This window comes from Klebsiella sp. YJ, assembly GCF_002108615.1.
Lineage (GTDB): Bacteria > Pseudomonadota > Gammaproteobacteria > Enterobacterales > Enterobacteriaceae > Klebsiella > Klebsiella planticola.
The window spans coordinates 12,656-33,166 of the sequence record NZ_MTEG01000025.1; the positions used below are offsets into that span (position 1 = coordinate 12,656).

Sequence of the window (20,511 nt, forward strand, 5' to 3'; positions counted from 1 at the left end):
CTACGTATTCCCCGGCAGCATCGCGACCCCGGCTGCCGGGGTCGTGATGAGCTTGCCCCATTCCTGATGCAGGACTGCCGCGCTATTTCGCTCTGAGTCGAAACAGCCCGTGAAGCATCGTCTTTCTGGCGCCAGGGGGGCCGTCGCGTCTTGCAAAGCTTGCCGACAGCCGATCCAGCAGGATGGCAATCAGCACCACCACGAAACCACTCTGTAGGCCAGTGCCAATTTCCAGCTGTTGGATACTGCTCAAAATATCGTTACCCAGCCCGCCGGCCCCGACCATCGACGCGATAATCACCATCGACATAGCCATCATGATCGATTGGTTTATGCCGGCCATAATCGAGGGCTGCGCAGCGGGCAACTGCACTTTCCACAGCAACTGCCACGGCGTGCAGCCAAAGGCGATGCCCGCTTCGATGCGCGAAGCGTTGACCTGGCGAATACCTAAATCGGTCAGACGCACCACCGGCGGCATAGAAAACAGAATCGTCGCGAAGATCCCCGGCGGGCGGCCAAGCCCGAACAAAATCGTCGCGGGTATCAGGTACACAAAGGCGGGCATGGTCTGCATAAAATCAAGCACCGTGCGAATGATCCTGCCGGTAGCCGCGCGTCGCGCGCTGCAGATCCCGAGTGGAATGCCGATCAGCAGGCTGAAAAACGTTGATGACAGGGTCAGCGCCAGCGTCACCGCAGCGTGCTCGCTGTAGCCGCTGTAAATGATATACAGCGAAGCAAGCAGGGCAAACAGCGCAAAACCTTTGCCAATCCGCCATGCGCCCAGCCAGACCGCGATGATCACCAGCCCCCACGGCGAAAGCGCATTTATCACGCTCTCAAGGCCCCCGGCAAAGCGGTCGATAGCCCCGGCAAAACCGTCAAAGCCGCCGCCGGCGTGTGCCAGCAGGCGTTGTACTGCATCGTCAATCTGACGACTAAAATCGAGGGGGTAGCTCATGATGGCTCCTGACGCGTTGTCCAGATATCGGCATAGCTTTCGGCCAGCTGCCAGCGCGAAACGTCGACCCCGGAGAAAAAGTGTTGCACATACGCGGTCGCCGGCGCGTTTATCAGCTCTTCCGCGGTGCCAACCTGCACCAGCCTGCCTTTTTCCATAATCGCAATCCGCGTTCCGAGGCGCAGCGCCTCTTCCATATCGTGGGTGACAAAGACGATGGTGCGCCGGGAATGTGCCTGTAGCGACAGCAGCAGCGTCTGCATTTCACGGCGAATAATCGGATCGAGCGCGGAAAATGCTTCATCCATTAACAGCACGGTGGGGTCCATGACCAGCGCGCGCGCAAGCCCGACCCGCTGTTGCATACCACCGGAGAGCTGAGGCGGGTACTGTTCGGCAACGTCGGCAAGCCCGACTTTTGCCAGCATCTCGTTCGCTTTTCGGTAGCGCAGATCCCGGGATTCGCCGGCTACTTCAAGGCCGAACGCGACGTTATCCAGTACGCTGCGTTCATCAAACAGCGCGAACGACTGGAAAACCATGGCGATATGGCGGCGGCGCAGGGCGATCAGCTCGGATTCCCGCAGCGCGGAAAGCGTTTTACCCTGGAAAATCACCGAGCCGGAACTGGCCGGGAGCAGGTGGTTAAGCGTGCGCAGCAATGTCGACTTACCGGAGCCGGAAAGACCGATAATGACAAAAATCTCTCCGCGATATATTTCTAAATTGATATCGCTCAAGGCATTAATCGCCGCGCTTTTTGGCGCTGTTAAGAAAAAACGTGTATTATCGCTGGAATAATAATTTTTATTAACGGATTGTAACTCAAATATAGGTTGTAACATGGCATCGTGTTTATTTTAGGGTGGCGTTAAAAAACTAACATATAAAACCGTCGAGCGCGCTAATCTATTTCGTCAAATCAATATGTGTTTTCTGTCTTAGCTTATTTATTTTCTGGTATTAGATGACCGGAAGCGTGAAAACTCCAGGCTTCATCCAATAACCATGCTTTGACTTTTTCCTGCTGCGCCGAGACCGGTTTAGCATTGGCGGAAATCAGATAATAGCCCCGTTCGGTACGGTGCATCGGCCCGCATTGCACCAGCTGTTTACTGGCAAGAAACGGCGCGATCAGCGGCTGCCAGCCGAGGGCGATCCCCTGGCCTTCCAGCGCCGCCTGGATCACCAGGGAATAGGCGTTGAAGGTCCGGGAGGCGGCATGATTTTGCCCGGATACCTGATGCTGGCGGAACCAGTCGTCCCACGTCATCCAGCGCTGGGGCCGGGATTCCGGCAGCTTCAGCAGGGGATAATCCAGCAGAGATTCGGGGGCGGAGACCGACGCCATTTCTTGCTTAATCTTTTGATTGCAAACAGGAATAACAATCTCAGGGAACAGCCGCTGGCTCTGCGTTCCGGCCCAGTTTCCGTGGCCAAAATAGATCGCCAGATCCGCGTTACTATCGCGAAAGTTATAGTCGTTGGGCGAAGTGGTTATCTGTACCTCCACCCCCGGAATTAACGCTTGCAGCCTCTCCATGCGGGGTAAGAGCCAGTAGCTGGCAAACCCCATATCGGTATCGATACGCAGGACATTGCGCTGCAGACGCGTGCGTTCAAACTGCTCGCTGATTTCCAGCAGGCTACTGCGGACGATCAGATACAGACTATTGCCGGATTCGGTGAGCTGGACGCCGCGATGACGGCGTTCAAATAGCGGTGAATTAATCAGATTCTCCAGCATCTGAATACGCTGACTGACCGCCGGCTGCGATAGTCCGAGTTCATTTCCGGCGGCGGTAAAATTACCTAAACGCGCCGCCGCTTCAAATACCACTAGCGCCTGTAAAGGCGGAAGCTGTAATTTTCCTGCCATAAATTCACCTTATGTCATGATAAAAAAATAGCCCCTTCACAGGGCCTGTTGATACATGAGATAAGGCTAACACGTTTTATTAATTATTTTACTGTGCGGAAAGGTCATGCTTATAAATAAACCGAATATCGTTATTCTGATGGCCGATCAGTTAACGGCCAGCGCCTTAAGAGCGTATGGCAATAACGTTAGTCTGACGCCAAATATAGATAAATTAGCTCGCGAAGGGGTGGTATTTGATTCCGCCTATTGCAACAGTCCGCTGTGCGCGCCATCGCGTGCATCGTTGATGACCGGGCAGTATATTTCCCGTAATCAGGTGTATGACAACGCCGCCGAGTTCCATGCCGACTCGCCAACCTTTTGCCACTATCTGCGCGAACAGGGCTACCGCACCTGGCTGTCGGGGAAAATGCACTTTTGCGGCCCCGATCAGCTGCACGGTTTTGACGAACGGCTGACGACGGACATTTACCCCGCCGATTTTGGCTGGACGCCGGACTGGAAACATCCTGAACGCCGACTCGACTGGTATCACAACATGAGTTCGGTGCTGGAAGCAGGCGAGTGCGTGCGTACCAACCAGCTTGATTTTGATGATGAGGCCTTATTCCTCGCCCGCCAGCGCTTGTATGACGCCGCCCGTCGCCCCGATGAACAGCCGTTTATGCTGCTCCTGTCGCTCACGCATCCCCACGATCCTTTCGCGATCCCCAAACGCTACCTCGATCGTTTTTCGCCAGATGACATCGATATGCCGGTTACGCGCGGCAACGATATTGCAGACGATGCGCATTCGGCGCGGATGCGCGCCATGTATCAGCTGGAACCGGGCTTAATCCACGATGAGCATATTCGGCGCGCCCGTCATGCCTACTACGGCGCTCTGGCCTACGTTGATGATTGCTTTGGCGAAATGGTGCGCACCCTCGAAGAAACGGGGCTGGCCGAAAATACCGTGGTTATGGTGATTGCCGACCATGGCGAAATGCTCGGCGAACGTGACCTGTGGTACAAGATGAACTTCTTCGAGAACGCCGTACGCGTGCCGTTTATCGTGCATAACCCCACGCGCTTCGCGCCCCGTCGGGTCAGCGAAAGCGTCTCGCTGGTGGATCTGTTGCCTACGCTTGTCGAGCTTGCCAGCGGCGAAGATCGCAAAGCGCAGGCTATCGCTCCGCTGGATGGCAACAGTCTGGTGCCGCATTTACAGGGGCTACCAGGGCCGGACGGGGCGGTGAGCGAATACCTGGCCGAAGGCGCGCTCGGGCCGATGCTGATGTTTCGCCGGGGGGAGTGGAAATATATTCATTCAGTCAGTGAGACGCCGCAGCTGTTCAATTTACGCGACGATCCCCACGAGCGGGTGAATCTGGCGACGAATAACAATTATCAAGCGGTCGCGCAGGCGTTCGTCGATGAAATCGCGGCGCGCTGGGATCTTGATGCCCTCTATCACCAGGTGCTCGCCAGTCAGCAAAAACGCCTGTTTTTAACCCAGGTCGCCGGACGGGATGCCATTCCAGACTGGGACTATCAGCCGTTTCAGCGCGCCTCGACACGCTATATCCGTAACCATCAAACGCTGGATGAACAAGAGGCGTTCGCTCGCTATCCTTCTCCCGCGAAACACCAGGAATGATAATGAAAATGAAACGCATGACCCGACTGATGCTGTTGGCGGCCGCCGGCTGGTTGCCGCTGAGTGGCTTCGCCGCCGATGACGCGCGTTGCGCCACCGTCACACAGTCCGATCCGGGCTGGACCGATATTGCGGCGACCAATGCCCTTTCCGGGACGATACTGAATGCGCTGGGCTATCGGCAAAAAGTACAAAACCTGTCGGTTGCGCTGGCGTTTCAGGGGCTGAAAACCGGCCAGGTTGACGTATTCCTCGGCAACTGGATGCCCGCGCAGGCGCCGGTGATCGGTAAGTTCACCGCCGATGGCGCGATTAAGGTGCTCGGCAGCAATCTCCCGGCCGCGCGCTTCACGCTCGCCGTACCGGATTACGTCGCCGCCGCAGGGGTAAAAGACTTCTCCGACCTGCAAAAATTTGCTGATAAGTTCGGCCATAAAATTTACGGCATTGCCCCCGGGGCGCCGGCTAACCTCAGTCTGAAGAGGATGATCGACGCGCATGATTTCGCCCTGCAAAACTGGACGTTGGTGGAGTCCAGCGAAAGCGGCATGCTGGCGCAGGTGGCGCGCGCGGTGGAACGTCAACAGTGGATCGCGTTCCTGGGCTGGGAGCCGCACGCTATGAATACACGCTTCAGACTGGTCTACCTGAGCGGCGGCGACAAGTACTTTGGCGCCCACTATGGCAGCGCTACGGTGAATACGGTGACGCGCAAGAATTTTGCTGCTGAATGTCCGAATCTGAATCGCTTTTATAGTCAGTTGACCTTTGACGTCGGGCTGGAAAACGCGGTGATTGCCCGTATGCTGGACCAGCAGCAAACGGCGCAGGAGGCGGCGCGCGAAGAGTTAAAACGCCGTCCGCAGCTGCTGGATAGCTGGCTGGATGGGGTGACGACGCGCAGCGGCGAACCGGCGAAACCCGCGGTTATCAGTTATCTCGGGCTATGAGTCATCATATCAATCGCTTCCAGCTGATGGCGAAACCGTCAGGAGCGGTGTGCAATATCGACTGCACCTACTGCTACTACCTGGAAAAGCAGCGGCTCTATCCGCAGCGGCAGGCCCACTGGAAAATGGACGGCGCGACGCTCGAAAACTACGTGCGGAAAAATATCGCCAGCCAACCTGCGCCAACGGTTGATTTTCACTGGCAGGGCGGCGAGCCGACCCTGCTCGGGATTGACTTTTTCCGCGAGGCGCTGCGATTACAGGAGCGCTACCGCGGCGGGAAGCGCATCAGCAATGTTTTTCAGACCAACGGAATTAACCTTGATGATGACTGGGCCCGGTTCCTGAAACAGCACGGTTTTCTCGTTGGTCTCTCCCTCGACGGCGATCGTCTCAGCAACGATGCGTATCGCCGGACGCGCGCCGGGAAAAGCACCTTTGACGCCGTTATCCGCGGCCTGGAGGCGCTGAAGCGGCACCATGTGGAGTTCAATACTTTGACGGTGGTGAATGCGGAAAACGTCAAACGGCCGTTGGCAATCTACCGCTTTCTTAAGCAGATCGGCAGTCGCTATATGCAGTTTATTCCGCTGGTGGAACGGCGAGCCGCACAGCCCGATGCCAACGGTTTGACGCTGATTTCCCCTGATTTTTCCGCGCAGTGCCGGGTGACAGAATGGTCGGTCGCGGCCAACGCGTACGGGCGCTTCCTCAACGCTATCTTCGATAGCTGGGTACAAGACGATATGGGAAGCGTCTTCGTGATGAACTTCGAGCAGACGTTGGCAAAAATGGCTGGCAGATCCGGCTCCTGCGTGATGAACGAAACCTGTGGCGACAATCTGATTGTGGAGTCCAATGGCGATATCTATTCCTGCGACCATTTCGTTTATCCCGAGCATAAGCTGGGCAACATCAACCACAATAGTCTCTCCGCGCTGGTTAACTCGGCGCAGAATATCGCCTTTGCCCAACGTAAGCGGACCCACCTCGGCCGCGAATGCCTTAGCTGTTCGTTCCGTCCGCTTTGCAACGGCGGCTGTCCGAAACACCGTTTCACACTTTCCGACGATGGACGACCCAATAAGAATTATTTCTGCGACGGCTACATGCTGCATCTGCGCCACGTTTTACCTATCATGCAGACGCTGTTGACATTGATGCGTCAGGGAGACGCGCCGGAAAGGATCAGGCAAACGCTCGCGCAGCATTATTACCGGCAGCGGGAGCGTTGAGGCGGTGACCGGACGCCGCAGTCTCAGAGGGGAGATTGCCATGCTGCTGGTCGAGTGGTCCGGCGGACAGAATTGACGGGCGACGAATTTGCGCCATTTTATTTCTGCATTGCGCAGGATTTCGATGTGGGACAGGGATAAATGGCCGCGTGTGGTGCATAATAAATGCAGCCCATCTGTGACTAATGCCAGTCAGTTAAGTAACTGACTGGCTTTTTTATCAGCTTTTGGGTACTTCCAGGGCCTCTCCTTTACCACTCGCGGGAAGGCTCTTTCTCTTCTTATTGGTAGTTTCACCATCTTCCGCAGACTTTCCAGATCGCCCATTAGCTCCGGAATCCGCCCCGGTGAAGCTCCCTTTAACGTCATCAACATTCGCATCACCAGACCACAGGATTCTGAGAAGCTCAGTTGATTCGGCCAGTACCCTTTCAGTGCTCCCGCCATCTTTATCATCTGATTCCGCACCAGATTATAGGTCAGCAGTACGCCCCACAGCTCCTGCTCCACAAGCTCCGGCTTTTTACTTCTCAGGGTCAGTCTGCTCAGTTGCATTGTCTGCTTTATCTCCCGGTATCCCAGCTCGATTTCCCAGCGATGGCTGTACAAGCCAACCATTTCTCCACCCGGGAAGCGCATTCAGTTCTCTGGCATGTTTCATCATCTGCTCCGAAAGGATTGCTACGTTTGTGTATCGCCAACGAGGCTTTATGGCTTCTATCGCCTAAAATCTGGGATAGGGGAAAGGTTGGTGAGGATGAGGGATAGAGAATTATCAAGTGCAAGCCAGCGTGGTTGCTGGCTTGATTTTGAGAGATTACCGGAAGTGCAACACGGCTCCGGCAATAATGATTGACAGCAACCCGAGAGCTGAAAAAGCATACTCGACGATAAACCAATTTTTGAGGTGAGTTGGTAATCCTCTGATGAACGAAACATCATCGTTGCTACTGTCTACCGAGCTTTTGCCAAAGATTAACGGATTCACGATAAAGTTGATCTTTGCTGCATAACCTGAGCTAAATCCTATGGAATCGACCTTGTCGAAAATAACCGCCCCAACGGGGAGAGAACCAAACTTTTCTCTATACAGAGTACAAATCGTGGAAAAGCGCTTTTTGTTGAGAAATGACAGCACTGCTACAGCCATACCACAGACGAGGCTTAACCCTCCAGGCCCACAGATGATCAGGTCTGATGAGTTGGTCATTTGTTGACCCAAAGCCATACACCGCCGAGAAGCAAGGCGACCAAACCAATCACAGAGCATACGAATTCTGCAATAAACCAGTATCGGATCTTTGCTGGCAACCCTCTGATGAATGCGACATCATCGTTTTTGCTATGGATGGACTTTTTCCCGTAGATTAATGGATGAATTATGAAATCCATTTTCGTTGTATACCCTGCTGTAAATCCGATTACGTCGGCTTCTTTCAATACTGCGGCGGCAAGTGGCAAGGAGCCAAACTTGGCCTCATACATTTGACAGACCTCAAGAAATCTCTTCTTGTTTAGAATGGATAAGACGACCATTGAAACCAAGGCAATCATCATTGCACCTGAAATGATGAACAGTAGTAGATCAGATGCGGTAACAGTCATTTTGTTACCTCATAAACTTTTTCGCCCAATGTTTCACCAAGTTTACCTCCTATCTCTCCCCCTGCATAACCAGCCGCACCAGTGAAGATTACACCGCAAGCCAGCATTCCAGCACCAGCGGCTTCAATAGTTAATGCACCCAAAACAAAGGAACAAACAGTTGCAGAGGCTCCACCAGATGCCAGTGAACCAGCAAATACTCCTCCCCCAATACTCATTCCAAAACTACCGACTTCGGTATAAGTAGTTTTCTCGCAGTCGGAACCAACCGTACAGGCTTCATAAATCTTATCCAGCCTGTTCACGCCATCAAGAGCGATGCCAACATAACCCGCTGTTTTCATCATTTTCACATACTTTGCGGCTTTCTCGATGAAAGTCGCGTAGCCTTCAATGTCAGCAACCCCGGTCTGGTTCCAGCGATGAGTGATAGAGCTGGTTGAAAGCCCCAAGGCTCGCTTAATGTCCGGGTAGTCTTGCAATGCAAGTTTGTGGCGGGTGAAATCGGTAAGGATGCTATCGAGTTCGCTGAATAGCTGGCGTCTTTGTACATAAAACTGTTCGCTAATCAGCGATCCGCTGGTGATGTACTGATTTTTGTATGCCTGTTGAATCCTGACCAGAACACTTTCGATCTTCTCAAAGTATTTTCCCGCAGCTTCTGAGGCGATCCCGGTTGTCGTACTGGCGCGAGAAGTAAAAAGGTCTATCGTGTCTTTATTCTTGTGCAGGAAGTTCGCTTCCTGGATGGTCAACGGTTCTAACGCCGCATCAACTCGTGCTTTCGCGGCTTTCATATGGGCGATCTGTTCGTCGTCCTGCTTATCAGGATCGACCAGAAGCATAATCGAACCAGCTTTGTATCTTTCATCCGGGCCGTTCAGCGTAGCGAATAGTTCCTTTGCTCCCGCTGGCGGGTTTTCGGTGAATAGCAGACGTTGCCAAGCTTCCGTTGTACCGCCATAGGGGATAACGGCAAAACCTGCATCGATACCTGTTTTCTTTTTTGCTGTCTGGGCATGTTGTTCTGGTTCAGGTGAATCGATTGGCCCCGGAAGTACAGGTATCTCAACAAGGTGAGAGAGATCGGTGTGCGTTACTGTTGCTTCTCCGCCAAGTTCGTAATCATCATCCCAGTTTGAATTGAGGAATTTAGATTTACAGGGGCACGAACTATAGCTGTGCAACGTTCCGGCAATCCTTTTACCATGTATGTAATCATCATCAAGACCACCACAGATACGGTAAAGCCCAGGATGTTTACCACACGTTACTTTATGTCCTTCGCAGGCCATATCTTTATCAAAGTGCTGGTGGTCGGTCCATCCCTCAGTGATAACACCACCACATCGCGTTTTATCACCTCTGAATAAATAGTATCCCTTAACCGCCATCAGTGCTTACTCCCTGGGATGGTCAGGAATCCTTCCGGGAATTCACGGCCTTCAGGAAAAACCAGTTTGCTGCATGATTGTGGGGTAGAGATTATTTCATCACCATTATCAAGCATGCTGCCAACGAGTGCAGCGGATGCGCCGTGCATGATTCGGGCCTTGCCAGCACCGGAAATAATGGTGGCCTCGCTGCCATCAGCATATACAACCTTGTCACCTACCCGAGCAACTTGTAGCCCTCCCGTAGTCGCACCACCGGAAGCATGGCGAATGACTCCACCACGATGGGTCAGACTCCCAACGACTGCAAACCGGAAAATGTGAGCTAACGGGCGGCTTAAACACTGCTCGTTAATTTCCTCAAGTTCTTTTCTGGTTTTGTCGTCGCAGAGGGACAAAAGTTCTTCGTCGTAGGGTGGCTGTGAATGAGTTTCACGAATTTCAGGTGTGATTTCGTTAGTGTATTGCTGCATAAGTCCCTCTGCATGTTGTGAATTTACCTTCATACGTAATCCATTGTACGAATAACATCCATGTACAGGAAGCGGCTTTTCATAAAAATGAAATAGCGTTTCATATTATTTGTTTCATGAATGATTAACTGCTTTTCATTCGGTTTGTGAAGTATCGAAGCTTTTCACAGCAGGGAGTTTCTTCGACTTCGTGACGTAAGTGAATGTGCCTGCGACAGTGCTTGTGTAGATGCACAGGCGCTTTCCTCCGTGTAGTTCTTGCTCGTCTGGGTTGTTCAGAGTGATGCGTCCGGCGCTGGTGGTATTGAAACTGGATCGCTTAGGTCGCGATAACATCGACGTGCAGCAAACGATAGCGATGCTTGTAGAAAAAGGAATCGATATTGTGTCGCTGGATTTGCCAGTGCGTAACCTTGCCAGCACGGAAGGGAAGTTAATGCTTCAAATGTTCTCGGCTTTCGCTGAATTCGAAAAGTCCCGCATCATTGAGCGTACTAAAGAGGGCCTCGCACGAGCGAAGAAGGAAGGTAAGAAGTTAGGTCGTCCTGTGGCGACTGATACCCTTAAGCGAGTGCAGGTCACTCGACCTTAACCACAGGCTCCGATTTCAGTTTTGCCTGCTCTAATTGCGCCTGTAATGTTTCGGTGAGTTGGCGGTAGCGGACTATGTCTTTAGAGTAAAACGCTTCATAAGCCTGCATCACAGTTGCACGACTCATATCGAGTGATGCCGCCACTTGCTCAGCAAAGGGAAAAATATCTTTGGACAGTTCAAGTTTCTGCAATTTAAGTGTTCCAAGAATTTCGTTCGCTGTTTGTTCGCTACCTCCCACCATCCGATCAAAATAAAAATCAGCGTAACCTCGCGCATGTTCTACAGTGCCGGATGCTGATAATGGTGCGTCTGGAAACATTTTCTTATGGCACTGTCCTAGTACAGGGAGCCGCTCAACTTCCTCAACATCCCGTCGCAGGGTACGTAACAGATAGTTATCAAAGTCCTGCTTAGTTGCAGCGCGATAGCCCTGAATCTTGAGTTTGAATTGTTCAATCCCCATGGTTCCATTTTGTACGAGAGGGATAAACGGGCGGATCTGATTCATGATCACTTCAGCTTGTTTTTGACTGTCAGTACCAAGACTCAGACGTACAAAACTAGTTGAATCATTTAGTCTAAAATTCGTGTAGTATGTGCGCCCACGAATCATAGTGTGTGACAGCTTGTGTGACATGTTGTTTGCCATACTGTGTACCATGAAATAGTTACAGAACAGTGGGTTAAGTTGATTTTCAATCTAACCTGTTGTTTTATAAAGTATACCAGACGCCTGGGAAGGCGACACCTTAAGGAAGCTCAATGAGCGAGAAATTACAGAAAGTGCTGGCCCGCGCTGGCCACGGCTCCCGCCGTGAAATTGAATCTAAAATCGAAGCTGGCCGCGTCAGCGTCGATGGTAAAGTCGCCACCCTCGGCGATCGTGTAGAAGTGGTTCCTGGTTTAAAAATTCGTATCGATGGTCATCTGATTTCGGTGAAAGAGTCCGCTGAGCAGATTTGCCGCGTCCTGGCCTATTACAAACCGGAAGGCGAACTCTGTACGCGTAACGATCCGGAAGGCCGCCCGACGGTGTTTGACCGTTTGCCGAAACTGCGCGGCGCGCGCTGGATTGCGGTGGGGCGTCTGGACGTCAACACCTGCGGTCTGTTGCTGTTCACGACCGATGGCGAACTGGCAAACCGTCTGATGCACCCGAGCCGCGAAGTGGAACGTGAGTATGCCGTGCGTGTGTTCGGTCAGGTTGATGACGACAAACTGCGTCAGCTGTCTCGCGGCGTGCAGCTGGAAGACGGCCCGGCGGCGTTTAAAACGATTAAGTTTGCCGGTGGCGAAGGGATTAACCAGTGGTACAACGTCACGCTGACCGAAGGGCGCAACCGTGAAGTGCGCCGCCTGTGGGAAGCGGTTGGCGTGCAGGTCAGCCGCCTGATTCGCGTTCGCTACGGCGATATTCCGCTGCCGAAAGGCCTGCCACGCGGCGGTTATACCGAGCTGGATCTGGCGCAAACCAACTACCTGCGTGAGCTGGTTGAACTGCCTGCGGAAACCACCTCGAAAGTCGCGGTAGAGAAAGATCGCCGCCGCATGAAGGCGAATCAAATTCGTCGCGCGGTGAAACGCCATTCCCAGGTGGGGAACAGCAACAACCGCCGTTCGGGCGGCAGCCGTAGCAACGGCTAATCTGATTAAATCCGGCGGGCACCCGCCGGATTTCTCTGCGCTACCCTCCTTGCATGTGATTCCTTTCACACTTCTGCATAAAGACAAAAAACAGGAAACGCCCGGACAAATAACGCAAAGTACGGTTTCTGCTATCACCATATACTGTCGACACTGATTACAATAACAGGTAGCCAAGAAATGGATACAGCAGGAAAGTTATCGGCAAGCTATGTGGTTATCGGCGTGAAAGAGAAAATAGGTTACGGCTTTGGTGACTTTGCTTCCAATTTATCTTTCGGCTTTGTCTCTCTGTTCTTACTGTTTTTTTATACTAATATTTACGGCATCAGCGCGGTGCAGGCCAGTCTGATATTTGTTATAGCCCGGGTCATTGATGCCATCTTTAATATTTTGATCGGTTTTGCGATTGATAAAACGCACAGCCGATATGGCAAACTGCGTCCCTGGTTATTATATGGGGCGATACCGTTAGGGTTTTTAACGGTGTTGTGCTTTGTCCCCTTCGGTGGTGAGGCGAAATTTTATTTTGCGCTGATCTCTTATACGCTGTATTGCCTGGCATATACTTCGGTCAACACCCCCTATTCGGCGCTAACCAATCGTCTGACGCAACATGAAGCATCTCGTTCATCGTTGTCGGTATATCGGTTTGTGCTGGCGATTGTCGGTTATCTCATTGTTTCAACCACCGCTGATATGCTGATCTCGCCCTTCACCGATAAGCAATCAGGGTATGTCTTCGCGGTCTCTTGCTTTGCGCTGCTGGCAACCTTTTTGTTCCTCGCCTGTTTCGGCATGACCCGTGAACGGGTGGGTGAAGAGGAAGAGACTCCGGCGCCATCGCTGCGGGAAATGCTGCGGGCGGTGATGGGGAATGCGCCGCTGCTTAATTTATCGCTGTTTACGGTATTCTTCTATATTGCCTATACCGTGTGGATGGCGATTGCGATCTATTTTATTAAGTACATTATCGGCAGTGAAGGCTATACCGCCACCTTTTTCCTGATTCAGTCTGGCGCCTATATTGTCGGCACCGTTATTTCAGAAAAAGCGATAGCGCTGATGGGCAAAAAGAAAATGGCGTTGGTAGCGCTGCTAATCGGCATTTTTGGGGTACTGATGCAGTATTTTGTTGCCGGGCATAACCTGTGGCTGATTATGACCGGGGTGTGTCTCTACAGTATTACGCTGGGGATGGGTTTTGTAGCCATGTGGTCAATGATTGCGGATACCGTGGAATATGCCGAGTGGCATCATGGTGTACGTACCGAAGGCGCAATTTATGGTTTCTTTAACTTTATTACCAAAATTGCGATGGCGATCGGCGGCGGCTGCGCGGGCTGGATGCTGGACTACTATCAATATGATGCCGGCAATATTAGTGCCAGCGCAATTAACGGGATTAATATTTTGATGACGTTATTCCCCGGGGCAATGTTTGCCATCAGCGCGATATTTGTCGCATGTTACTCGCTGGATGAAAAAACGTATCGCGAGATTGTTCACAAAATTAGCCTGCGTAAACAGAATGCGCTTTAACCTCAGGGAGCCAGAGATGAATACCGAATTGAATACCCTTATCGCGGCGATGACCGCAGAAGAGAAAGTTGCGCTGTTGACCGGGAGCGGGCTGTGGCGGACGGCATCCCTGCCACAGCATGGCATCGATGATATCGTGATGACCGACGGCACCTACGGCGTGCGCTACAGCAGCGCGCAGATCGACGGCGACGAAAAATGGAGTATGGACGACTTTATCTCGGTGATTACGCAGACCGCTGACCGGGTCAACGGGGAAGAGCCTGCGGCAAAGGGCGGTAGCGAAGCGCTGTTCAGTCCTTCGTTGCCGGCGACCTGTTTCCCCAACGGATCCAGCCTGGCCTGCTGCTGGGACGTAGACCTGGTGTATCAGATGGGGCAGGCGCTGGGACGCGAATGTCAGCAAATGGGCGTAGGGATTTTGCTGGGACCGGGGATCAATATTCGCCGTACGCCGCTGGCCGGACGAGGCTACGAATACTATGCCGAGGACCCGGTAGTCAGCGGGGATATCGCCGCAGCGTTAATCAACGGTCTGCAGCAGGAAGGGGTTGGCGCCAGTCTGAAACACTTTGCGGCGAATAATTCTGAATACCGGCGTACCGAAATGGATTCGATCATCGACGAACGGGCGCTACGCGAAATCTATCTGGCCGGTTTTCAGCGGGCCATCGCCAAATCCCGCCCGTGGACGGTGATGTCCTCCTATAACCGGCTTAATGGCGTGCAGACATCGCAGGATCCTTTTTTACTCACCCAGATATTACGCGATGAGTGGGGCTACGATGGGCTGGTGATGTCCGACTGGTATGGCATTAAAGACCGGCCGGCATCTCTGCTGGCGGGGAACGATCTGGCGATGCCGGAAACCCGCCGCGACAAGCAGACGCTGCTGGCGGCCATTCACGCCGGTGAAGTGCCGATGGCGGTTGTCGATCGCGCCTGTCTGCGGATGTTGACGCTGTTGGATAAGGTTCAGCGCCATCGTCGCCCGCAGACGCAGGCCGATTTCCCGGCGCATCATGCGCTGGCGCAGCAGCTGGCGGCAGAATCTATCGTCCTGCTGAAGAATGACGATAACCTGCTGCCGCTGCGGGCGGAATGCACCCGCCGGATTGCCGTTCTCGGCAAACCGGCGCAGGAACCGGTGATTCAGGGATCGGGTTGCGCGACCACGGTGCCCTGGCTGCTGGATCGCCCGCTCGATGAAATTTTTGACCTCGCCGGGGATGATTTTAGCGTCTCCTGGGCCATTGGCGCCCCGGACGACCTGCGTAGCGACCCGCAGGCGCTGGCAGAAGCGCGAGCGGTAGCTCAGGCGGCGGACGTGGCGATTATCTTTGTCAGTACCGCCGTCGGCGAAGACGGTGAAAACGGCGATCGTCAGGATCTGAATATTCTGGCGGTACATGAGCAGCTGATTCGGGAGGTGGCAACGGTTCAGCCCAATATCGTGGTGGTGCTGGCGAACAGCGATGCGGTGGTGATGCCGTGGATCTCTGAGTGCAAAGCGCTGTTGGAAACCTTCTTCGCCGGGCAGGGGATGGGCCGGGCGGTGGCCGAGATTCTGTTCGGTAAACGTAATCCCTGCGGCAAACTTACGGTCACAGTACCTGACAGCCTTGAAGAGACGCCCGCCTGGCTGCATTATCCCGGGGAAAACCTGCGTCATCATTATGGCGAAGGACTGTTTGTCGGCTATCGCTATTATGATAAACGCCGCATGACGCCGCGGTTTCCGTTCGGCTTCGGCCTGAGCTACACCCGCTTTGCCTATCGCGATATCCGGCTTTCGGCGTCGCGCGTCGGGACTGATGAGACCCTCACCGTCTCTTTCGATCTGACCAACTGCGGCGAGTGCGAAGGCAAAGAGATCGTGCAGCTGTACGTCAGCGCGCCGGTCGGGGAGTTGATTCGTGAAGAGCAGGCGCTGAAAGGGTTCTGTAAGGTGTCGCTCGCAGCCGGAGAAACTCGCCGCGTCACGCTGCAGCTGCCGGTCGCTGAGCTTGCCTGCTATCATCCAGGGCTGGCGGATTGGGTGGTGACGCCGGGGCGCTGGCAGATTCGGCTGGGGAGCTCCTCTCGCGATCAGGCGCTGAGTGCGGAAGTCGAGGTAGATTGTCCGCCGCGCTATGTCCCGCTACGTGATGATAACTCGTTGCAGCAGTTAATCCAGCAGCCGGAGGCGTTCGCGCGGGTGGTGGCGCTGATTGCCCGTAAGAGTCAGCGGCCGCCGGCGCAAATCCGCGAACGACTGATCCAACTGGCACCGGACCTGTTCTGCGGGCTGCTGATCGCGCTGACGGAGTTTTTAGCGCTTGATATTGACCGCGATGAGCTGAATGCCGCGCTTAAAGGGACGGAATAATCGTCCCGCGACAGGAGATGATGCGTGTTTCCATTTTCCGTGACACATCCACGTTCGGCGACAGAGACCGGGCGCCATACGGCGAACAGTGGCTATGAGCTGATTGCCTTTGATGCTGAAAAGCTAAATGTCTTTGCGGCCGAGGTGCGCTACTGCGAACCTCACTGGCACCCGGCGCCAGAGCTTATCACCGTTCTGAGCGGGCGGTTTTCTATTGTCGTCGGCCAGCAAAGCGTGGAGATGGTTGAGGGGGACATGCTCTACATCAACGCCGAGGCGGTGCACTCGCTGCGTGCGGAAGCGGCGGGGAGTTCGCTGGGGACCGTCCAGTTTTCCCCCGGTCTGTTCGATGAGCTGCACCCGGCGCCGGTTCTGACCTGGTGTACTCGAGGGCGCCGCCAGAGCGCGGCAGACCGACAGGTACAGCAGTGCCTTTGCGACCTGCTGGCTCAACTGATTGATAATCGCGCGCCGTTCCAGCGTATCGCGATGACCTATCTGCTGCTCGATGCGCTGGTACAGGCCGGAGAACCGGCCACCCAGGTGGAGAGTTCACTGCGCGAAGAGGCGATGATCAAGAAAGGGATCGATTTTATTAATCAGCACTTCGACCAGCCGCTGACCCTGAGCGAGGTGGCGAACCATAGCGGTATGAGCTATTCATGGTTTTCGCGTCTGTTCAAAAAGGTCAGCCGGCATAATTTCAAAGAGTATCTCACCCTGGTCCGGCTGAATAAGGCGAGAACGCTGCTGCGCGATACCCGTACGCCAATTACCGAAATCAGCCACAGCTGCGGCTTTCAGGAACATAAGTACCTGATTGCCGCCTTCAATAAATACTGTGGTCTGACGCCTACGGAATACCGTAAGCGCTTTGTTTCGCGGCAGAACATGATTGAAAGCGCGCTGGCGTTGGGGGAGGATTGCCTGTGTCTGCCGCTGAATCATGCGCTGCTGGAGCGGCTGACGCTTAGTAATCAATCCCCATCTGGGCTTTGATACCGGCATCGAATGCGTGTTTAACCGGCCGCAGTTCGCTGACGGTATCGGCCAGCTCGATAATCTCCCGATGGCAGCCGCGTCCGGTGATAATCACCGTCTGCTGTATCGGGCGATTGCGCAGCGCGGTGAGTACCGTCTCAAGCGGCAAATAGTCGTACGCCACCATGTAAGTCAGCTCATCCAGCAGCACCATATCCAGGGATTCGTCGGCCAGCATCCGCTGCGCGTGTTCCCAGACGGTAAGGCAGGCCGCCGTATCGCTTTCACGATCCTGGGTATTCCAGGTAAACCCGGTGGCCATCACCTGAAACTCTACGCCGTGCGGTTCCAGCAGGTTACGCTCGCCGTTGGGCCAGGTGCCTTTGATAAACTGGATGACGCCCGCTTTTTTTCCATGCCCGATAGCGCGGGTGACGGTACCAAAACCGGCCGTCGTTTTGCCTTTTCCGTTACCGGTGAACACGATAACAATGCCGCGTTCTTCCTGCGCTGCCGCCACGCGGGCATCAACTTTGTCTTTTACCCGCTGCTGGCGTTCACGGTAGCGTTCATCACTCATTGTGCAATTCCTGGTTTACGCCCTGGCTGGGCATCGAAGGTCATTCCCGTCTTGCGACGGCTGTCATCGCCCATTAGCCATAAATAAACCGGCATAATATCGGCGGGGGTTTTGAGCTTTTGCGGATCTTCCGTCGGGAAAGCGTTGGCGCGCATTTTGGTGCGCGTTCCGCCGGGATTGATACAGTTAACCCGCAGATGACGGCTCTGGTACTCTTCGGCCAGCACCTGCATCATCCCTTCTGTGGCAAACTTGGAGGCCGCATAGGCGCCCCAGTTGGCGCGTCCCTGGCGGCCGACGCTGGAAGAGGTGAAGACCAGTGAACCCGCCTCCGACTTGAGTAATAAAGGAAGCAGTGCCTGGGTCAGCATAAAGGTGCCGTTGACGTTGACCTGCATCACCTGCTGCCAGACTTCCGGTTTTTGCTGATCCATCGGGCAGACATCGCCCAGCAAACCGGCATTGTGCAGTACGCCATCGAGGCGCGGGTAGTGGACGGCGATCTGCTGTGCCAGCTGCTGGCACTCCTGCGGCGTGCAGGTTAACAGATCCAACGTGAACCAACGTGCCGGAAGCCCGCCGGCCTGGTCTATTTCCTGCGCCACGCTGCGCAGTTTCTCTTCGTTACGTCCGACCAGCACAACGCTTGCGCTGTAGCGGGAATAGGTCAATGCGGCTTCGCGGCCGATACCGTCGCTGGCGCCGGTAACCAGGATAATGCGATCTTTTAATAAATGATGCTGCGGTTGATAGTGCACGGCGACTCCTTAGGCAATCTGCTGACGATCGCGCGTTGTATTCGGTCTCATACTTTTGCGTTTTATGCCTGAAACAGCCGGGCATTGCAATCAGCGAAAGGGAAACTCTTTGCGGAATGAACATCTTGCAATGATTTCATCGTCGCTGAAAAAAACGGGAAGGGGCCTCGCGCACCACACAAAGCGCAGAGACTTCGTCACGCGGGCTGATGTACACTGTGCTTCAACGTCAGTGGTTTGCACAAGGTGAATACGTGGAATTACTTGCTCAATATGGCCTGTTTTTGGCCAAAATCGCGACCGTTGTCGTCGCCATTGCGGTTATTACCGCCCTCATCGTTAACCTGACCCAGCGGAAGAAACAGCGCGGGGAACTGCGGGTAACCAATCTCAGCGAGCAATACAAAGAGATGCGGGAAGAGCTGGCGGTCGCGCTGCTTGATGGTCCGCAGCAAAAAGTGTGGCACAAAGCGCAAAAGAAAAAGCACAAGCAGGAGGCGAAAGCGGCCAGGGCGCGGGCTAAGCTCGGGTCTATGGAGCCAAACAGCAAGCCGCGTGCCTGGGTGCTGGATTTCAAAGGCAGTATGGACGCCCACGAAGTCGCCAGCCTGCGCGAAGAGATCACCGCAGTCCTGGCGGCGGTGAAACCGCGCGATCAGGTGATCCTCCGTCTGGAAAGCCCCGGTGGAGTGGTCCACGGTTATGGCCTCGCCGCATCACAGCTGCAGCGTCTGCGCGATAAGCAAATACCCTTAACCGTAGCGGTGGATAAAGTCGCGGCCAGCGGTGGTTACATGATGGCCTGTGTGGCGAACAAAATCGTGGCTGCGCCGTTCGCCATTCTGGGCTCTATCGGCGTGGTTGCGCAGATCCCTAACCTGCATCGCTTCCTGAAGAACAAAGATATCGATATTGAACTGCATACCGCCGGGCAGTACAAACGGACCTTAACGATGCTGGGTGAGAATACTGACGAAGGTCGGCGTAAGTTCCGTGAAGACCTGAATGAGACTCATCAGTTGTTCAAAGATTTTGTCCACGAAATGCGGCCTTCGCTGGATATTGAGGCCGTTGCTACCGGTGAACACTGGTACGGCGTTCAGGCGCTGGAGAAAGGGCTGGTGGATCTGGTCGAAACCAGTGACGAACTGCTTCTGGGGCTGATCGACAATCATGATGTCATCGGCGTTCGTTACCAGCAACGTAAAAAAATGCTCGACCGTTTTACCGGTAGCGCCGCCGAAAGCGCCGACCGTCTGCTGCTACGCTGGTGGCAGCGAGGGGAAAAGCCGCTGATGTAATCAGCGCAGGTGAACAAAACAACGCGAGGCAACTGCCTCGCGTTGGCGTTTTATGCCCGCTAAATATAAGAGGGCTTAATCGGTCAGATGGTATTTCTCTGACAGCGCGTGCGCGAGGTATTTGAACATATTGAATACCGCCGTGCTCTTCGCCGTCGGCAGGCCTTGCTCATCAAGATAAAACTCGCCGCTGAATACCAGAACGCCGTTACGCTGAGCGACGTCAGTAGCTTCGATCCCGGCGAGCGTATCTTCATGTTCACGAATGAGTTTGTTGGCTATTTCAAGCAGCGACTGGCGATCGATAGGTTGGGTTGTACCTTGCATAAGTGACTCCTGTAATTCTTCGTCCGGTAGTTTACGCCGCGCGGCGAGATGGGGCAAATTTTCCATTCAGAGTACAGGGTTAATGGCAAAGCTCTAAGAAACAGGACTTTACTGGCAGGATTTGCTTTTGCATGCTAATAAAGTTGCGTAACGAATTTTATCAGGTACAGTGTGACGCTTTCGGCGATCTGGCAACAGATTTGCTTGACATTCGGCCAAAAATTCTTCGTGCTATGTCACCTGACGAGCAAAAGTCAGTAAACTCAGCTATCT

Annotated in this window: 19 protein-coding genes and 2 pseudogenes; 9 read left to right on the forward strand and 12 right to left on the reverse strand. The window is 54.0% G+C overall.

The features are described from left to right. Positions 1–82: 82 nt before the first annotated feature. The 3 genes from BV390_RS22610 to BV390_RS22620 form a co-directional block, all read right to left on the reverse strand. Entirely contained in the window at positions 83–964 is an 882-nt protein-coding gene (locus tag BV390_RS22610; protein WP_047664741.1) for an ABC transporter permease, read from the reverse strand. Further along, complete coding sequence (locus tag BV390_RS22615; RefSeq protein WP_227517244.1) at positions 961–1,704, reverse strand: ATP-binding cassette domain-containing protein; 744 nt, start codon at positions 1,702–1,704, stop codon at positions 961–963. The genes BV390_RS22610 and BV390_RS22615 overlap by 4 nt, the downstream gene beginning before the upstream one ends. Before the next feature lie 206 nt (positions 1,705–1,910). Further along, positions 1,911–2,843, reverse strand: coding sequence for a LysR substrate-binding domain-containing protein (locus BV390_RS22620; RefSeq protein WP_085397379.1), 933 nt, complete (start codon positions 2,841–2,843; stop codon positions 1,911–1,913). Between the two features lie 106 nt (positions 2,844–2,949). Between BV390_RS22620 and betC the strand changes: the two genes are divergently transcribed. The 3 genes from betC to BV390_RS22635 are packed head-to-tail and all read left to right on the forward strand — an operon-like array spanning position 2,950 to position 6,670. Continuing rightward, entirely contained in the window at positions 2,950–4,485 is a 1,536-nt protein-coding gene (gene betC, locus BV390_RS22625) for a choline-sulfatase (RefSeq protein ID WP_032695876.1), read from the forward strand. A 2-nt stretch (positions 4,486–4,487) separates the two neighbouring features. Continuing rightward, a complete protein-coding gene (gene choX, locus BV390_RS22630; RefSeq protein WP_227517245.1) occupies positions 4,488–5,435 on the forward strand; it encodes a choline ABC transporter substrate-binding protein in 948 nt (315 codons plus the stop codon). Further along, positions 5,432–6,670 (forward strand): anaerobic sulfatase maturase, encoded by a 1,239-nt coding sequence (locus BV390_RS22635; RefSeq protein WP_047664743.1) that lies wholly within the window; start codon positions 5,432–5,434, stop codon positions 6,668–6,670. The genes choX and BV390_RS22635 overlap by 4 nt, the downstream gene beginning before the upstream one ends. A gap of 192 nt (positions 6,671–6,862) precedes the next feature. On the opposite strand, the pseudogene BV390_RS22640 reads toward BV390_RS22635, so the two are convergent. The 5 genes and pseudogenes from BV390_RS22640 to BV390_RS22660 form a co-directional block, all read right to left on the reverse strand. Further along, positions 6,863–7,309 (reverse strand): annotated as a pseudogene (locus BV390_RS22640) (transposase); the annotation flags it as partial. Positions 7,310–7,487: 178 nt separating this feature from the next. Then, complete coding sequence (locus BV390_RS22645) at positions 7,488–7,880, reverse strand: hypothetical protein (protein ID WP_073554152.1); 393 nt, start codon at positions 7,878–7,880, stop codon at positions 7,488–7,490. Beyond that, positions 7,877–8,275 carry a hypothetical protein gene (locus BV390_RS31595; RefSeq protein WP_223525932.1) on the reverse strand — a complete coding sequence of 133 codons (399 nt, stop codon included), beginning with the start codon at positions 8,273–8,275 and terminating at the stop codon, positions 7,877–7,879. The genes BV390_RS22645 and BV390_RS31595 overlap by 4 nt, the downstream gene beginning before the upstream one ends. Next, positions 8,272–9,669, reverse strand: coding sequence for a PAAR domain-containing protein (locus BV390_RS22655; RefSeq protein WP_064793103.1), 1,398 nt, complete (start codon positions 9,667–9,669; stop codon positions 8,272–8,274). The genes BV390_RS31595 and BV390_RS22655 overlap by 4 nt, the downstream gene beginning before the upstream one ends. Beyond that, positions 9,669–10,175, reverse strand: a complete 507-nt coding sequence (locus BV390_RS22660) for a PAAR domain-containing protein (protein ID WP_049266230.1) — start codon at positions 10,173–10,175, stop codon at positions 9,669–9,671. Before BV390_RS22660 ends, BV390_RS22655 begins: the two co-directional genes overlap by 1 nt. A 262-nt stretch (positions 10,176–10,437) precedes the next feature. Between BV390_RS22660 and BV390_RS22670 the strand changes: the two are divergent. Beyond that, positions 10,438–10,728 (forward strand): annotated as a pseudogene (locus BV390_RS22670) (recombinase family protein); the annotation flags it as partial. Here BV390_RS22670 and BV390_RS22675 read toward each other — a convergent pair. Next, complete coding sequence (locus BV390_RS22675) at positions 10,721–11,386, reverse strand: hypothetical protein (protein WP_053090480.1); 666 nt, start codon at positions 11,384–11,386, stop codon at positions 10,721–10,723. The pseudogene BV390_RS22670 and the gene BV390_RS22675 overlap by 8 nt on opposite strands. 113 nt (positions 11,387–11,499) lie before the next feature. On the opposite strand from BV390_RS22675, the gene rluB reads away from it, so the two are divergent. The 4 genes from rluB to BV390_RS22695 all read left to right on the forward strand — a co-directional run bounded on the left by rluB (position 11,500) and on the right by BV390_RS22695 (position 17,290). Further along, positions 11,500–12,381 (forward strand): 23S rRNA pseudouridine(2605) synthase RluB, encoded by an 882-nt coding sequence (gene rluB, locus BV390_RS22680; protein WP_004861010.1) that lies wholly within the window; start codon positions 11,500–11,502, stop codon positions 12,379–12,381. Positions 12,382–12,561: 180 nt separating this feature from the next. Continuing rightward, positions 12,562–13,923 carry an MFS transporter gene (locus tag BV390_RS22685; protein WP_032695878.1) on the forward strand — a complete coding sequence of 454 codons (1,362 nt, stop codon included), beginning with the start codon at positions 12,562–12,564 and terminating at the stop codon, positions 13,921–13,923. 16 nt (positions 13,924–13,939) lie between these two features. After that, positions 13,940–16,291: a beta-glucosidase gene (locus BV390_RS22690; RefSeq protein WP_085397380.1), complete on the forward strand. Its 2,352-nt coding sequence runs from the start codon at positions 13,940–13,942 to the stop codon at positions 16,289–16,291. 24 nt (positions 16,292–16,315) lie between these two features. Next, on the forward strand, positions 16,316–17,290 hold the full coding sequence (locus BV390_RS22695; RefSeq protein ID WP_085397381.1) for a helix-turn-helix transcriptional regulator: 975 nt from the start codon (positions 16,316–16,318) through the stop codon (positions 17,288–17,290). On the opposite strand, the gene cobO is transcribed toward BV390_RS22695, so the two are convergent. After that, the gene (gene cobO / locus BV390_RS22700) at positions 17,262–17,852 is read right to left on the reverse strand and encodes a cob(I)yrinic acid a,c-diamide adenosyltransferase (protein WP_085397382.1); all 591 of its coding nucleotides are present in this window, start codon (positions 17,850–17,852) and stop codon (positions 17,262–17,264) included. The two genes, BV390_RS22695 and cobO, sit on opposite strands and share 29 nt — an antisense overlap. After that, entirely contained in the window at positions 17,849–18,610 is a 762-nt protein-coding gene (locus BV390_RS22705) for a YciK family oxidoreductase (protein ID WP_085397383.1), read from the reverse strand. The genes cobO and BV390_RS22705 overlap by 4 nt, the downstream gene beginning before the upstream one ends. 254 nt (positions 18,611–18,864) lie before the next feature. Between BV390_RS22705 and sohB the strand changes: the two genes are divergently transcribed. Continuing rightward, positions 18,865–19,911, forward strand: coding sequence for a protease SohB (gene sohB / locus BV390_RS22710; protein WP_085397384.1), 1,047 nt, complete (start codon positions 18,865–18,867; stop codon positions 19,909–19,911). 75 nt (positions 19,912–19,986) lie between these two features. Here sohB and BV390_RS22715 read toward each other — a convergent pair whose 3' ends face one another. Next, positions 19,987–20,238, reverse strand: coding sequence for a YciN family protein (locus BV390_RS22715; RefSeq protein ID WP_004861030.1), 252 nt, complete (start codon positions 20,236–20,238; stop codon positions 19,987–19,989). Positions 20,239–20,511 lie beyond the last annotated feature (273 nt).

Coding starts and splice junctions, on each gene's coding strand:
- BV390_RS22610 (WP_047664741.1), bottom strand. CDS start 964: ATGAGCTACCCCCTCGATTTTAGTCGTCAGATTGACGATGCAGTACAA.
- BV390_RS22620 (WP_085397379.1), bottom strand. CDS start 2,843: ATGGCAGGAAAATTACAGCTTCCGCCTTTACAGGCGCTAGTGGTATTT.
- betC (WP_032695876.1), top strand. CDS start 2,950: ATGCTTATAAATAAACCGAATATCGTTATTCTGATGGCCGATCAGTTA.
- choX (WP_227517245.1), top strand. CDS start 4,488: ATGAAAATGAAACGCATGACCCGACTGATGCTGTTGGCGGCCGCCGGC.
- BV390_RS22635 (WP_047664743.1), top strand. CDS start 5,432: ATGAGTCATCATATCAATCGCTTCCAGCTGATGGCGAAACCGTCAGGA.
- BV390_RS22645 (WP_073554152.1), bottom strand. CDS start 7,880: ATGACCAACTCATCAGACCTGATCATCTGTGGGCCTGGAGGGTTAAGC.
- BV390_RS31595 (WP_223525932.1), bottom strand. CDS start 8,275: ATGACTGTTACCGCATCTGATCTACTACTGTTCATCATTTCAGGTGCA.
- BV390_RS22655 (WP_064793103.1), bottom strand. CDS start 9,669: ATGGCGGTTAAGGGATACTATTTATTCAGAGGTGATAAAACGCGATGT.
- BV390_RS22660 (WP_049266230.1), bottom strand. CDS start 10,175: ATGAAGGTAAATTCACAACATGCAGAGGGACTTATGCAGCAATACACT.
- BV390_RS22675 (WP_053090480.1), bottom strand. CDS start 11,386: ATGGCAAACAACATGTCACACAAGCTGTCACACACTATGATTCGTGGG.
- rluB (WP_004861010.1), top strand. CDS start 11,500: ATGAGCGAGAAATTACAGAAAGTGCTGGCCCGCGCTGGCCACGGCTCC.
- BV390_RS22685 (WP_032695878.1), top strand. CDS start 12,562: ATGGATACAGCAGGAAAGTTATCGGCAAGCTATGTGGTTATCGGCGTG.
- BV390_RS22690 (WP_085397380.1), top strand. CDS start 13,940: ATGAATACCGAATTGAATACCCTTATCGCGGCGATGACCGCAGAAGAG.
- cobO (WP_085397382.1), bottom strand. CDS start 17,852: ATGAGTGATGAACGCTACCGTGAACGCCAGCAGCGGGTAAAAGACAAA.
- BV390_RS22715 (WP_004861030.1), bottom strand. CDS start 20,238: ATGCAAGGTACAACCCAACCTATCGATCGCCAGTCGCTGCTTGAAATA.